Genomic DNA, 13,744 nt, shown 5'->3' with positions numbered 1-13,744 from the left:
TGCCGGTACAGGGGCGGCAGCAGGGGCATGCTCCCGCGGGCGGCCTCCCTGCCGGGTCCGTGGGTGGGCACGATCGGCCGTTTCCGCGCCGTCCGGGTGCGCCCGCCCGGTTCGTGTGGGTGAGATTGGGCCGGACGGACGGCCAAATGCGGCTGAAATGGCTGGTCAGGAGGGGTGTGCGCGTCAGTACGATCCGCGGAATGGAACGTCGGGGGAAGCTCGTGGACGACGACGCGACGCAGGTCATCGAGGCCGTCGCCGCGGACTCTCCGCCGCCCGCGGGCGGTCGCGCGCGCATCCGGTGGCGGCGCGTCCTGATCATCTCGCTGGTGGCGCTGGTCCTGATCGCGGGCGGCACCACCGCGGCCACCGCGCTCTACGTCGGCTCGGTCGAGCGGAGCATCGAGAAGGTCGACGCGTTCACCGAGGTGCCGGAGGAGTCGCGCCCGGCCAAGGAGCCGGTCGCGGTGGACGCGCTCAACCTGCTGCTGCTCGGCAGCGACTCCCGCGACCCGGAGAACACCACCGGCTCCCGCAGCGACACGATCATCGTGGCGCACCTCCCGGCCGACCGCTCCGGCGCACAGCTGATCTCGATACCGCGGGACACCTGGGTGCACGTGCCCCGCTCCGCCGACGGCCGCAACGGCGACACCGACGCGAAGATCAATGCCGCGTACGCGTGGGGCGGTGTCCCGCTGATGGTCCAGACCGTGGAATCCTTCACCGGCGTCCGCATCGACCACGTGGTCCTCGTCGACTTCGGCGGGTTCCAGCAGATCGTGGACGCGCTCGGCGGCATCGACATCGACGTGGAGCAGGACTTCACGTCGATCCACGAGCCGTTCCGGCGGTTCACCGCGGGCACCATGCACATGGACGGCGCCACCGCACTCGACTACGCCCGCCAGCGCTACCAGTTCCCGGACGGCGACTTCGCCCGCATCCGCCACCAGCAGCAGGTCATCAAGGCGATCCTGGACCGGGCCGCGTCCGGCGGCATGCTCTCCAGCCCCGCCGCGATCAACGACTTCGTCCAGGCCACCGCCGACTCGGTCTCGGTCGACCAGACGCTGTCGATCCTCGACCTCGCCACCCAGATGCGCAATGTCCGCGGCGGCAACCTCACCTTCCTGACCACCCCCACCACCGGCACCGGCCGGGTAGGTGACCAGAGCGTCGTCCTGGCCGACGACGCCGCCGCTCAATCCCTCTACGACGCCGTCCGCACCGACTCCGTCCCCGACATCCTCGCCGCCGCGGGACGGTAACGCCCGCCGGCCACGGCTCTCGTCAGCGCCGGCGCCCCGGCCTCCGGCCGCCGCGCGTCTTCGTCCGGGGCCGCCGGCCGCCGGCCTCGGTCTTGCTCTCCGCCTCGGCTCCGGCGTTCGTCTCCGTCACCGCCTCAGCCACGGCTTGCGTGTCCGTCACCGCCTCGGTTCCGGCTTCGATGGCGTCTCCCGCTTCGGCTTCGGCCTTCGCCTCCTCGGCGTCGGATTCAGCCGCTTCAGTGCTGGCGGGGGCTGTCGTTTCGTCATCAGGGCCGGTCACGTCCGGCCTGCGCTCGCTGCTTACCGCCTCGACCGGCGCGCGGGCCTCTCGATCGGCCGCGATGTCCCCGGTTGCCGATTCGGCTGCGGATTCGCGACCGAACTCCGCATCGGCCGGGTCGGCGACCTCCGCCCCGTGATCTGTACCGGCCTCGGGCGCGGGTTCCGCGTCGGCCCGCTCCGGGCGGTCCGCCGGGTGATGTTGGCTGGTCCAGGCACCGGTTCGCGCATGGGCCGACCCCGGGTCATCCGCCGGATGATCTGCGTTGGCCACGGGCAGGGTCGCCTCCGCGGTCGCTCGGGAAACGGCATCCGCGTCCGCGGCGGCCTGCGGGCGTGCGGCGGCATCCGGGTCTGCGGCCCCCTCCTCTTCCGCGGCGGTATCCGCGTCCGCGGCGGTATCCGCGTCCGCGGCGGTATCCGCGTCCGCGACGGCGTCCGCGTCCGCGGCGGTATCCGCGTCCGCGGCGGCGTCCAGGGTGGTGTCCGTGTCGTGGGTGGGAAACTCGTCTGCAAGATCGCCGGGAGCCGGGGGAACGCGCTCCGAGTTCGTGACGGCGGATCCGTCCGGGGCGTCCGTCTCCGGATCGTGGGAGAGAGGTTGCGTGTCGGTGGCCGGAGGTGCTGTGGTGTGTGCTGGGAGCACGGCGGCGCGGGAGATCGCGGACAGCGGGTTGGGCGCGGCGATGTCGATCTGGGCGCCGAAATAGCCGACCAGCAGCGTGAGGACCAGTAGATACGGGTCCCAGCCGGTGACGCCCGCCAGGGCCGCGCCCGGCGCGACGCTGACCAGCAGCCGGGCCGGCAGGTCCGCGCCCCGGGTGAGCCACGTGCGCCGTACCGCGGCGATGAGGACCAGGACGATCGGCGCCCAGAGCAGCAGCGCGCCGGCGACGCCGAGCTCGGCCGCGCCGCGTACCACCACGTTGTGCACGTCGGCGGTGCCCGCCAGCGCGCCGGCTCCGGCGCCGACCAGCGGGTGGGCGTCGGCCGGCAGCCCGGCCGGCTCCGTGGCGGGCCGGGTGAGCAGCCACGGGACCGCGACGGCGGCGAGCGCGACCGCGAGGCCGAGAAGCGCCGCGCTGCCGCGCCGGCGGTGCCCGGACAGCAGCTCCAGCAGCACGTACAGCGCGACCATGACCAACGTCGCGGCGAGCAGGGACCAGCTTCGGGCCAGCCCGGTGCCGACGAGCGCGGCGGTCAGCGTGGCCCAGGTCCACCAGCGGGCGCGCGGCAGCGTGAGCGCGCACAGGCCGCAGAGCAGGAACAGGCCGCCGGGCGCGCCGGTGAGCGCGACGATCGGCGGCTGCGCCCAGACGATCAGCGCGAACGCCCAGGCCAGGGCCGGTGGGCGGCGGTCGCCGTCGTGGCGCAACAGGCGCACCTGAGCGGCGGCCCAGCCGACCGCGAAACTCAGCCCGGCCAGGCCCAGGTACAGCGCGCCGGTGAACGAGAACCGGCCCAGGACCAGCAGCGCCACGCCCAGCCAGGCGGCCAGCGGGAGCCAGGGGAGCAGGCCGCCGACCAGCCGGCGCGGCATGCGCACGGCCATCACCGCGGCCGCGGCGAGGAGCGCGACGGCGTACGCCCAGACCGCGCCCGGCATCGCCGACGGGACGACACCGAGCGTGAGGACGACGGCCGACAGCACCACCGTCGAGGGGCGGTCCACCACGCGGCGGGTCAGCGCGCTCAGACGTACCGTGGCCATGTCTGTGTCGTTGTTCCGTTCTTCCGTGGATCGAAGACGCCGACGACGGTCACAGTAACGGTCGTCAGATCCCGGTGGAGTCGCGGATGTTGTTCGCGATCCGCCGGAACTCGTCGTTCCAGGCGATGTCCGCGGTCATCCGCAGCACGACCTGACGGTCGACCGAGCCGGCACGGTAGTAGCCGATCACCACGAGGCCGTACCCGGAGGTGCCGTCGAGATTCTGGGTCTCCGCGATCGTGGTGTTGCCGCCCGCCTTCCGCCACTGCGCGCCGAACGCGTCCTCGGTGCCGCGCAGCGCGGTGCGGCGGGCGTCGTCGCAGGGTGAGCCGCAGTCCCGGGCGATGATCTCGCCGCCCGCGACCAGCGTGCCGTTCTCCACGTAGCCGCAGACGTGTCCGGCACCGCCGGCCTTGCACTGCCAGTTGGACGGCATCCGCACGCCGAAGCCCAGGCCGGGCAGCGAGACCACCTTCGTCGGGTCGCCGCTGCCGTACTTCGGCCACTCCGCCGGCCAGGTGCCGCCGAACGGTGGCTCGATGCCCGGCCGGACCGCGCGGGCCGGCACCGTGAAGGTGGCCGGTGCGGGCGCGTTCCCGCCGGTCGGTGCGGCGGCTCCGGTGGGTGCGGGTGCGGACGGTGCGGCGGGCGAGGGGGTGACGGACCCGGTCAGCGAGGTGGCGTTGAGCGAGCCGGGGGACGCGGACGCGGAGGGCGAACCGGCCGGCGTGGTCGCCGGCAGGGGCGCGGCGACGGTCCCGGCCGCCTCCGGGTCGCCACCGGTGTCGTCGCCGGGCCGGGTGACGCCGACCGCCACGCCGACGCCGACCAGCAGGACGGCGACGCCGGCGGCCACGCCGATCCAGAGCCGGTTGCGGCGGGAGGCGGGAGGATTCTCGGCGTACGGATCCTGGGCGCCCTCGCCGAAGTAGGGACGCCGGGGCGCGTCGCCGCCCAGGCCGAACGGGTCGTCGCCCAGCTCCATGCCGGTGTCCGCCACCGACCCCGAGACCGGCGTGCCGAACGCGGCGGCCGGCGTGTAGGTGCGGCCGAGCGAGGCGAAGACGCGCTCCGCGCCCGGCTGATCCGCGTCGCCGTCGAACGCGACCCAGGGCACCGCGGCGGTGAAGCCGGCGTTCACGTATCGGGAGCCACCGACCGCGCCGGCGTGCCCGGCGAACGCGTCCCGCCAGCGCTGGTCGGCCGCGGCCTGCGCGGTCAGCACCGCCACGGTGACCGGGACGCCGCGCTCCTCGTCGACGGCCGACCACACGGTGCCGACGTCGCACGAGCCGAGCTCTCGAACCACCCGGTACGGAATGTCCGGCGCCATCGACCTGCCTCTCCGCTACGTATCGCCAGCGGAGTCTAGCGGCCGGCGGCGGCTACAACAGCCCGCCGACCTGCGGCTATCCGACGTACCACTTCTGGTGCGTGCCGCCGTTGCACTGCCAGATCTGAAGCAGCGCGCCGTTGCCGGTGTTGCCGTCCATCACGTCCACGCACCGATCGGCACGCACGTTGACCAGGTCGCCGACCGCGTTGAGCGTGAAGATCTGGTCCCACGCGCCGTCACAGGCGGCGATCCGCAGCGTGCTGCCGTCCCCGTCGCCGGTCACCTCCAGGCAGCGGCCCAGCGCGCGCAGCCGGCCGTCCGCGGTCAGCTCGAACGTCTGCCCGGCCGTGCCGTTGCAGTCCCACAGCTGGATCGCGCGGCCGGTGGAGGCGTCGCTGTCCGGCACGTCGACGCACCTGCCGCTGCCGAAGTTGACGACCGCGCGGCCGGAGAAGATCGGCGGCGGCTCGTTCGCACCGGCCGCGCCGGTGCCGGGCCGGGTCGTGCTCGCCCTCGGTGTGGGCTGCTCGGCCGGCGCCTCCGGCGCGCCCTGCGGAGGCACGCCCGCGCCGGCGCCGTGTGACGGGGGCGGCGGCGCGACCGAGACCGGGGCGGTCCCGCCCGGCGCCGGAGCGACCCCGCCGGGCTGGTCCCAGACCGGCGCGCTGATCGCCGGGTCCTCGGCGTGGCCGTCGTCCTCGCCGGTGCCGCCGTCCGCCAGCGACGGGCCGATCAGCAGAAACCCGATGAGCACCACCAGCAGCGGGATCAGGATGAGGATGGCCAGCCGGCTGCGCCCGCCGCCCGGGCCGAGCAGCCGATCGACCAGGCCGGGCTCGGTGCGCGGCTTCGGCGGCGGGGTGGCGGCCTTGCCGGCGGCCCCGCCGGAGCCGCCGGACGCGGAGTCGAGCCCGCGGAACCCGAAGCTGCCCTCGACGCCCGGGATGGCCGAGGCCGGCGGCGGTGTCGCGATCGGCGCGGACGCGCTGGCCTCCGCGCCCCGGTAGCCGAACCGGGAGTCGACCGTGCCTGCGGCGGCGGCCGGGGTGCCGGTCGCCTCGGCGCGCTCCTCGCGGCGCGGCGCCGGGACGGCCCGGCCCTCCAGCGGTGCGGTCAGCTCCTCCCCCGACTCGGCCGCGGCGGTGAGCAGCTTCTCCGCCTGCATCGCGTCGATCCGCCGGGCCGGGTCCTTGCGCAGCAACCCCTCCAGCACCGGGAACAGCGCGCCGGCGCGCTGCGGCGGCGCGGGCAGCTCGGTGGCGAGCGCGGCCAGTGTGGCGATGGAGGAGGATCGCGCGTACGGCGAGCGGCCCTCCACGGCCGCGTAGAGCGTGGCGCCGAGCGACCACAGATCGGAGGCGGGCCCGGCCGGCTCGCCGATCGCCCGCTCGGGCGCGAGGTAGGCCGGGGAGCCGAGCACGATGCCGGTGCGCGTCATGCCCGGGTCGTCCTCGACCGTGGCCAGCCCGAAGTCGGTCAGCATGATCCGGCCGTCCGTGCCGAGCAGCACGTTCGCCGGCTTGACGTCGCGGTGCAGCACGCCGACGCGGTGCGCGGCGGTGAGCGCGGCCAGCACGGCGAGCCCGATGCGGGCGGCGCGGGCCGGCGCCATCGGGCCCTCGGCGCGCAGCACGCTGTGCAGCGGCTGGGACGGGATGAACTCCATGACGATCCACGGGTCGCCGCCGTCGATCAGAACGTCGAAGATCCGGACCGCGTTGGAGTGGCTGAGCTGCGCGATGGCGCGCGCCTCGCGCAGCGAGCGCTCGCGGAGCTGGGCAGTCTCCGCCTCGCTGAGGCCGGGTGGCGGCACGAGCTCCTTGACGGCGACGTCGCGCCGGAGCATCTCGTCACGGGCGAGCCAGACCCGCCCCATGGCGCCCTGCCCGAGCGCGCGAACGAGGGTGTAACGACCGGCCAACGATCGTTCGGAGGATTCGGGCACCACAGAACCGTACCGGTTTGAATATTGCGGGATCATATCGACGGGGTCGGCAATCGGCCACAGTCGCAAAACTCACATTGGACATGTGGTTTAGGGAATGTGCAGGCGACAAACATCCGTTGACCTGCAAGGTATTCCACCCGGTAGCCCGCTACTTACAGGTAATAAACTTCGCTATTCACATGCGGCACCGCGTGATTCCCCGCCCCTATGTGGATGCCGCCGCGAGATCGATTTCGCCACACCCCATTGGTCCCTTTTCGTGGCGCTTAGTGAAACTTTAGGGTACGCGGCTTGATCTCCCCGCCCGTCCGGAGCCGTAGGAACCGGTGCCGCAACGACGCAGGGCAACGGACGGAGAAGATCATGAACTGGCGCCAGCTCCTCATCGGCCGCAACCGGAAAATCGTCATCGGGGTGACCGCGCTCGCGATCGCCGGCGGTGCCTTCGCGGTCGGTACCGGCATCAGCGGCGCGGCCGAAGGGCCGTGCGCGGGCATCGAGGCGGCCCGCCAGCGGAACCTCGACTTCATCGCGGAGCAGCGAGCCAACCCGGACGCCCTCTCCGACGCCCGGATCAAGAATCGGCAGGACGTCATCGCCGTGATCGACCAGCAGCTCGCGGCCGCCGGCTGCGCGCCGGCCCAGGGCGGCGGCGACGACGTGATCGCGGAGCCGCCGGTCGCGGACGCGCCCGACGCCCCGCCTGCCGAGGAGCCCGCCGAGGAGCCCGAGGAGTCCGAGGAGTCCGCCGACGAAGCCACGGGACAGGTCGTCTGCGACGGTTCGACGGTTACCCTCTCCGGGGAGGCCGGCGCACCCGCGGCGTCGAGCAACCAGTTCCCGGCCGGCACCCGGCTGCGGGTGACGAACCTGGACAACGACAAGAGCATCACGGTCGAGGTGACCGGTACGTCCGGCAGCTGCATCCTGCTGAACGACGCCGCGTTCGAGGAGGTCCGCGAGCCCGGCAAGTTCCTGATCCGACGCGCGGTCATCGAACTGGTCGGCTGATCCGCTCGTATTGGGCACCGGACCTGTTCTTCAGATGAGGGGTGCGGTGTGCCGGAGCAGCAGGAAGAGCACGAGACGACGGTCGAGGACGCCGCACCACGGCGGCGTCCCGTCGCCGGGACGGTGGTCACCGTGCTGGCCGGACTGCTGGTCCTGGTGGCGCTGCTGCTGCCGAACCAGACGACCGGCCTCACCGCCGGCACGTTCCTCCGAATCCCGGTCGAGGCGCTGATCGTCGCCGTGCTCCTGCTGCTGCTGCTGCCGGGCCGGGCACGCCTCGCCGGCGCGATCGCCGCGGGCGTGGTGCTCGGGCTGCTGGTGCTGGTCAAGCTGGCCGACATGGGCTTCTTCACGGTCTACGCCCGCCAGGTCGACCTGGTGCTGGACTGGAGCCTCGCGGACGACGGCGTCGCGTTCCTGACCGGCTCGATCGGCCGGCCCGGCGCGATCGTCGCGGTGATCCTCGCGGTCGCGCTGCTGCTGTGCGTACCGGTGCTGATGTCCCTGGCCCTGATCCGGCTGGGACGTGCGTTCGCGCGGCACCGGACCGCCACCACCCGCGGCATCGCGCTGCTGACCACCGGGTGGCTGGTGCTGGCGCTGGCCGGCAGCCCGATCGCGGACCGCGGCGCGTCCGCGTTCCTCACCCAGCGCGTCGGGCTGGTGAACGCGGCGCTGAACGACCAGGAGGAGTTCGCCGCCGCGGCCGCGGTCGACGCGTTCCGCGACGTGCCGCCCAGCCGGCTGCTGACCGCGCTGCGCGGCAAGGACGTACTGCTCACGTTCGTGGAGAGCTACGGCCGCAGCGCGGTCGAGGACCCGGCGATGTCCACGCGGGTCAACGCGGTGCTGGCGGACGGCGAGAGGCGACTGACCGCGGCCGGGTTCGCGGCCCGCAGCGGCTGGCTCACCTCCACCACGTTCGGCGGCTACAGCTGGCTGGCGCACTCGTCGCTCCAGGCCGGACTGCGCGTCGACAACCAGCAGCGGTACCGCACGATCGTGGCCAGCGACCGGCTCACGCTGACCGCGGCGTTCCGCAAGGCCGGCTGGTCCACGGCCGGCGTCGCGCCGGCGAACACGTACGCGTGGCCGGAGGGCGACTGGTACGGCTTCGAGCGCGTCTGGGACTCGCGCAACCTCGGGTACGCCGGACCGAAGTTCGGCTGGACCACCATGCCCGACCAGTACACGCTCACCGCGTTCGAGCGGCTGGAGCACGGGCGCGCGGACCGTGGGCCGCTGATGGCCGAGATCGACCTGCTCTCCAGCCACTTCCCGTGGGACTCGATCCCCCAGATGATCGACTGGGACTCGGTCGGCGACGGCTCCGCGTTCGCCGGCATGCCCGAGCGCATCGCCGCGAACCCGCCCGCCCCGACCGACGAGAACCGCACCCGCGAGGCGTACCGGATCTCCATCGAGTACTCGCTGACCGCGCTCTTCGACTACCTGGAACGCCACGGCACCGACGACACCGTCATGATCTTCCTTGGCGACCACCAGCCGGCCACCACGGTCACCGGCCCGAACGCCAGCCACGACGTCCCGGTCACCATCGTCGCCAAGGACCCGGCCGTCCTCGACCGCATCGCCTCCTGGAACTGGACCACCGGCCTCAAGCCCGCCCCCGACGCCCCGGTCTGGCCGATGGAATCCTTCCGCGACCACTTCCTTACCGCGTACGCCTCCGCAGGCCCCTGAGCCCGCCACTTCGCGACCATGATCGAGGTCTCCCTGGCCGCCCGCCGCCACATCCCACCCATGGTCGGCGCCACGATGCTCCGCCTGCACGCCCCCGAATCACTACATCTATAGCGGTCGCAAGCGGACCGCCCGGCCGGAGCGCACCACACCGGACCGCCGCACGGAGGCCGGCGGCGATCCGGCGGTACGGCCCGGAATCATCGGCGTCGATCCGGTCCACGCCAAACGCGCAGAGGTCGCCGCGAGCTGGGCCACCGGCCCCACGGATCGCGCCACGCGAAGATCCACCAGATGTGAATCAAGGCTGTGGCCAGGGTGCCCCCGGCAGGATTCGAACCTGCGACACACGGTTTAGGAAACCGTTGCTCTATCCCCTGAGCTACGAGGGCGCGGAAGGTCATGTTACCCGACCCGGGCCATGGCCGACGCTGCCCGCCGTCGGCCTGCTCCCGTGGCTGTACCGCAACTCCGCCGAAGCGGCCGTCGGGTGAACTCTTGCTTCGGCGCAAGTACCCACCGCGTCCATGCCGCTGCATTGAGTGCATGAAATGTCTCGGAATGATCTCAACAGATTAAGGGCATCCTAAAAGATTTCTTTGCTGCCGGGCGAATGGTTAATCTCAGTCGCGCCGCGAGCACGGCTTCCGTCCATGGCAGACGGTCGGCCACCTCGCGCGTCCCCCTCGACTCCATTCCGTAGGAAAAGGCGTAACCCTGCGTTGTGAGCGTCCACTGTGTTATGAGCCGCCGCCGGAGAGTGGCGCTCACCGCTGGGCCGTGAAGCAGCACCACTGAATCGGCATCACTCGGGGCGCGCCGACCGTCGAATCGGCGTGCCTCGCTCGTTCCCCTCTTTTGGAGCGTCGCACCCATGAAATCCGTCCCCCGTATCCGCCGCGTCGCCGCTCTCGCGGTCGGCGTGGTCCTCGGCCTGACCGGGCTGGCCACGGTCGGCTCCCCGGCCAGCGCCACCAGAGGGCACCAGCCCAGCTGCGTCACCCCCGAGCAGGCCAAGTATCAGCACACCTTCGACGGTCCGAAGGGCACCGCCAGCATCAAGCTGCTCAACGGCCCGCTCTGCGCGGAGCAGGCGTTCGCGCTGGTCTCCTACACGGCGCCGTCGGCCACGTTCGCCACGCCGCAGCACGTGCTGGACAGCTCGGTGAAGAAGTTCGTGCCGGCCACGGCGGGGCAGCTCAGCGTCAACAAGCTGGAGTTCAAGGTCGAGGTCCCGGAGTGCTTCACCCAGGTGGACTTCGTCTTCGGCGCGGACATCATCAACCCGCTGACCGACGGCAGTGACCGCTACAACAGCCGCAAGGTCGGCGAGAGCAGCGCGCCCGGCAACCGCTCCACGCCGAAGCCGGGTCAGCCGCAGCACGCCTGGTACAACGGCGGCTCCGGCACCTGCAAGGCCGAGCCCGCCGTCGAGCCGCTGCCGGACTGCACGGGCAACGTCGCGCTCAAGCTGATCAACCGCAGCACGCACAGCGAGACGTTCACGATCACCGCCGACGGTGGCTTCAGCAAGACCGAGACGCTGAAGGCCCGCCAGGAGCCCGCCACCGTCACCGTGCCGGCCGCGAACGCCAAGAACATCGTGGTCAGCTCGCGTGGCAAGGAGCTCTACCGCGGCGCCTGGAGCACCCCGGAGGACTGCCAGGTTCCCGAGGTCGGCACCCCGGAGGCCACCGTGGCCCAGACCTGCGAGGGCCTGAGCTTCACGGTCAAGAACCCGGAGAACGGCAAGGAGTTCACCGTCACCTTCACGCCGAGCACGGGCCAGCCGCAGACCATCACGGTGAAGCCGGGTCAGACCGCGCCGCCGGTGATGTTCCCGGGCTCCGAGGGGCTGACCGTCAAGGTCGATGGCGACCTGGACGCGCTGAAGGGCGAGGTCGCCTGGACCAAGCCGGCGGACTGCGGCGTCACCACCCCGCCGACCGGCACGCCGTCGCCGTCCCCGACCACCCCGGTGCCGACCGGCACGCCGGAGACGCCGGCCAGCCCGGGGCCGTCGACCACGCCGGTCGCGTTCACGCCGGGTGACGGCGAGCCGGAGCTGCCGCTGACCGGCGCGGCCGTCGGCTCGATCACCGCGGGCGCGATCGTGCTGCTCGCGGCCGGTGCCGGCCTGTTCCTGATGGCGCGTCGCCGGAAGCTGAAGTTCCAGGCCTGATCGCCGTAACGCACCCGGAGGGCGCGCCGACCGCTGCGGTCGGCGCGCCCTTTCGTCTCAGGCGGGCTGGGTGGCCGTGCCGGTGAACGCGCCGCCGGCCGACACCCGGACCGAGGCCTCCGTGCCGTCCGGCAGGCGCAGCGTGCCCTCGCCGGAGGGGAGCAGCAGGTCGGCGATCTCGCCGTCGCTGAGGTCGAGCGTGCCGGTCCAGGTGACGACGCCGGTGCCGGCGTCCCGGCGGGTACGGATGCTGGTGTGCTTGACGGTCTGCGCGGTGCCGTCGGAGGCGAACAGCGTGGCGCTGCCGAGGTAGGTGCCCATGGATCGAACCTACGCTAGGCCACCACCAGCGTGATGTCGTCACCCACCGTCACCACGTCGCCCTTGAAGAGCTGCCGTCCGCGCCGGTCCTCGGGCTCGCCGTTGACCGTGACGTCCTCGGAGCCGAGCAGGTACTTCACGTCCGAACCCGCCTCGATCACGTCTGCGAGCTTGAGGAACTGGCCCAGGCGGATCATGTCGGTGTTGATGGTGACCTCACGCATGAATTCATCATCGAGCCTGGCCGCGATCCGCGGGGCAGCGGGTATGCTCCGAGGCGGACCGTGACTGGCGCTGTCAGATGGATCAACCATCGGGGAGCGGTCCCGCCCACACCGGGCGTCTGCCGCGCGCCTGGGCCTCTTCCACCTGTGATAGGGAGGTCCAATGTCCGAGTTGAACGCCGAGTCGACCGCCTTCCGTGCCGCGCTCGAGGTCATCCGTTCCGTCGAGCCGCGAGTCGCCGACGCCATCGCGTCCGAGCTGACCGACCAGCGCGAGTCGCTCAAGCTGATCGCCAGTGAGAACTATGCGTCCCCGGCCGTGCTGCTGGCCATGGGCAACTGGTTCTCCGACAAGTACGCCGAGGGCACCATCGGGCGCCGTTTCTACGCCGGCTGCCAGAACGTCGACACCGTCGAGTCCGTCGCCGCGGAGCACGCCAAGGCCCTGTTCGGCGCGCCGCACGCGTACGTGCAGCCGCACTCCGGCATCGACGCGAACCTGGTGGCGTACTGGGCGATCCTGGCCGACCGGGTCGAGCAGCCGTACCTGGCGAAGCTCAAGAAGACGCAGGTCAACAGCCTGACCGACGCCGAGTGGGCCGAGCTGCGCGCCGCGTTCGGCAACCAGCGCATGCTAGGCATGTCGCTCGACGCCGGCGGCCACCTCACCCACGGCTTCCGGCCGAACATCTCCGGCAAGATGTTCGACCAGCGCTCCTACGGCGTCGACCCGGCCACCGGCCAGATCGACTACGACGGCCTGCGCGAGATCGCCCGCGACTTCAAGCCGGCCGTGATCGTGGGCGGCTACTCCGCGTACCCCCGGAAGGTGAACTTCCGCGTCATGCGGGAGATCGCGGACGAGGTCGGCGCCACCTTCATGGTCGACATGGCGCACTTCGCCGGCCTCGTCGCCGGCAAGGTCTTCACCGGCGACTTCGACCCGATCCCGCACGCGCACATCGTCACCACCACCACGCACAAGAGCCTGCGCGGCCCGCGCGGCGGCATGGTGCTCTGCCAGCCCGAGCTGGCCGAGCAGGTCGACCGCGGCTGCCCGATGGTGCTCGGCGGCCCGCTCGCGCACGTCATGGGCGCCAAGGCCGTCGCGCTCGCCGAGGCCCGCCGCCCCGAGTTCGCCGACTACGCGCAGCGCATCGTCGCCAACAGCCAGGCGCTCGCCGAGGGCCTGCTCCGGCGCGGCGCCACCGTGGTCTCCGGCGGCACCGACAACCACCTGGTGCTGATCGACGTCGACAAGTACGGCCTCACCGGCCGCCAGGCCGAGCAGGCGCTGCTCAACTCCGGCATCGTCACCAACCGCAACAGCATCCCGCAGGACCCGAACGGCGCCTGGTACACCTCCGGCATCCGCGTCGGCACCCCAGCCCTCACCACCCGCGGTCTCGGTACGGCGGAGATGGACCAGATCGCCGACCTGATGCACACGGTCCTGTCCCAGACCACGCCGGACCCCGACTCCAAGGCCAGGTTCCACCTCGACCCGGCCGTCGCCGACCGCGTGTCCAAGCAGGCCACCGAGCTGCTCGCACCGTTCCCGCTCTACGGCGCGGTCTCGCTGTAAGCCCACCCGGAAGGCCCGCTCCCGCGTACCGGTGAGCGGGCCTTTCGCTTGCCCATCACCATCAGAATTCCTTTCTGCCCGCTCCCGGCGTGGTCGCGGTCCGCAAGCTCGGAGCGGGCACCGGTCGGCCGTGGCCGGCCTCCCTGCCGGATCCGCGGGTGCGCAAACCCGG

10 protein-coding genes, 1 tRNA gene and 1 riboswitch are annotated in these 13,744 nt (G+C 72.2%); of the genes, 5 read left to right on the top strand and 6 right to left on the bottom strand.

The features are described from left to right. Positions 1-200: 200 nt before the first annotated feature. Positions 201-1,271 carry an LCP family protein gene (locus tag J2S41_RS31760; protein WP_310373488.1) on the top strand — a complete coding sequence of 357 codons (1,071 nt, stop codon included), beginning with the start codon at positions 201-203 and terminating at the stop codon, positions 1,269-1,271. A 22-nt stretch (positions 1,272-1,293) separates the two neighbouring features. On the opposite strand, the gene J2S41_RS31755 is transcribed toward J2S41_RS31760, so the two are convergent. The 3 genes from J2S41_RS31755 to J2S41_RS31745 all read right to left on the bottom strand — a co-directional run bounded on the left by J2S41_RS31755 (position 1,294) and on the right by J2S41_RS31745 (position 6,473). Continuing rightward, a complete protein-coding gene (locus J2S41_RS31755; RefSeq protein WP_310373486.1) occupies positions 1,294-3,261 on the bottom strand; it encodes a hypothetical protein in 1,968 nt (655 codons plus the stop codon). 64 nt (positions 3,262-3,325) lie between these two features. Beyond that, positions 3,326-4,594 (bottom strand): hypothetical protein, encoded by a 1,269-nt coding sequence (locus J2S41_RS31750; RefSeq protein WP_310373484.1) that lies wholly within the window; start codon positions 4,592-4,594, stop codon positions 3,326-3,328. A 76-nt stretch (positions 4,595-4,670) separates the two neighbouring features. Beyond that, entirely contained in the window at positions 4,671-6,473 is a 1,803-nt protein-coding gene (locus tag J2S41_RS31745; RefSeq protein ID WP_310373482.1) for a protein kinase domain-containing protein, read from the bottom strand. 435 nt (positions 6,474-6,908) lie between these two features. Here J2S41_RS31745 and J2S41_RS31740 point away from each other — a divergent pair, with 435 nt between their 5' ends. Beyond that, entirely contained in the window at positions 6,909-7,556 is a 648-nt protein-coding gene (locus J2S41_RS31740) for an SCO2207 family protein (RefSeq protein ID WP_310373480.1), read from the top strand. 48 nt (positions 7,557-7,604) lie between these two features. Further along, on the top strand, positions 7,605-9,260 hold the full coding sequence (locus tag J2S41_RS31735) for a sulfatase-like hydrolase/transferase (protein ID WP_310373478.1): 1,656 nt from the start codon (positions 7,605-7,607) through the stop codon (positions 9,258-9,260). Between the two features lie 319 nt (positions 9,261-9,579). Here J2S41_RS31735 and J2S41_RS31730 read toward each other — a convergent pair. Next, positions 9,580-9,652: transfer RNA gene (locus tag J2S41_RS31730), tRNA-Arg, on the bottom strand. Positions 9,653-10,134: 482 nt separating this feature from the next. Between J2S41_RS31730 and J2S41_RS31725 the strand changes: the two genes are divergently transcribed. After that, positions 10,135-11,442: an LPXTG cell wall anchor domain-containing protein gene (locus J2S41_RS31725; protein WP_310373476.1), complete on the top strand. Its 1,308-nt coding sequence runs from the start codon at positions 10,135-10,137 to the stop codon at positions 11,440-11,442. Between the two features lie 57 nt (positions 11,443-11,499). Here the strand turns inward: J2S41_RS31725 and J2S41_RS31720 are convergent, their stop codons facing one another. After that, positions 11,500-11,763 (bottom strand): hypothetical protein, encoded by a 264-nt coding sequence (locus J2S41_RS31720; protein ID WP_310373474.1) that lies wholly within the window; start codon positions 11,761-11,763, stop codon positions 11,500-11,502. A gap of 14 nt (positions 11,764-11,777) precedes the next feature. After that, positions 11,778-11,987: an RNA-binding S4 domain-containing protein gene (locus tag J2S41_RS31715; protein ID WP_310373473.1), complete on the bottom strand. Its 210-nt coding sequence runs from the start codon at positions 11,985-11,987 to the stop codon at positions 11,778-11,780. 50 nt (positions 11,988-12,037) lie between these two features. Continuing rightward, a riboswitch (ZMP/ZTP riboswitch) is annotated at positions 12,038-12,130 on the top strand. Positions 12,131-12,150: 20 nt separating this feature from the next. Here J2S41_RS31715 and J2S41_RS31710 point away from each other — a divergent pair. Continuing rightward, complete coding sequence (locus J2S41_RS31710; protein WP_310373471.1) at positions 12,151-13,572, top strand: glycine hydroxymethyltransferase; 1,422 nt, start codon at positions 12,151-12,153, stop codon at positions 13,570-13,572. The last annotated feature ends 172 nt before the right edge of the window (positions 13,573-13,744 follow it).

The organism is Catenuloplanes atrovinosus (assembly GCF_031458235.1).
Classification (GTDB): Bacteria; Actinomycetota; Actinomycetes; order Mycobacteriales; family Micromonosporaceae; genus Catenuloplanes; species Catenuloplanes atrovinosus.
Note: the sequence above shows the minus strand (reverse complement) of the source record. Positions and strands in the feature narration are given on the sequence as shown.

Bases quoted from the DNA above. Each gene is read 5' to 3' on its own strand.
- J2S41_RS31760 (WP_310373488.1), top strand. From the start codon at position 201: ATGGAACGTCGGGGGAAGCTCGTGGACGACGACGCGACGCAGGTCATC.
- J2S41_RS31755 (WP_310373486.1), bottom strand. From the start codon at position 3,261: ATGGCCACGGTACGTCTGAGCGCGCTGACCCGCCGCGTGGTGGACCGC.
- J2S41_RS31750 (WP_310373484.1), bottom strand. From the start codon at position 4,594: ATGGCGCCGGACATTCCGTACCGGGTGGTTCGAGAGCTCGGCTCGTGC.
- J2S41_RS31745 (WP_310373482.1), bottom strand. From the start codon at position 6,473: ATGGGGCGGGTCTGGCTCGCCCGTGACGAGATGCTCCGGCGCGACGTC.
- J2S41_RS31740 (WP_310373480.1), top strand. From the start codon at position 6,909: ATGAACTGGCGCCAGCTCCTCATCGGCCGCAACCGGAAAATCGTCATC.
- J2S41_RS31725 (WP_310373476.1), top strand. From the start codon at position 10,135: ATGAAATCCGTCCCCCGTATCCGCCGCGTCGCCGCTCTCGCGGTCGGC.
- J2S41_RS31720 (WP_310373474.1), bottom strand. From the start codon at position 11,763: ATGGGCACCTACCTCGGCAGCGCCACGCTGTTCGCCTCCGACGGCACC.
- J2S41_RS31715 (WP_310373473.1), bottom strand. From the start codon at position 11,987: ATGCGTGAGGTCACCATCAACACCGACATGATCCGCCTGGGCCAGTTC.
- J2S41_RS31710 (WP_310373471.1), top strand. From the start codon at position 12,151: ATGTCCGAGTTGAACGCCGAGTCGACCGCCTTCCGTGCCGCGCTCGAG.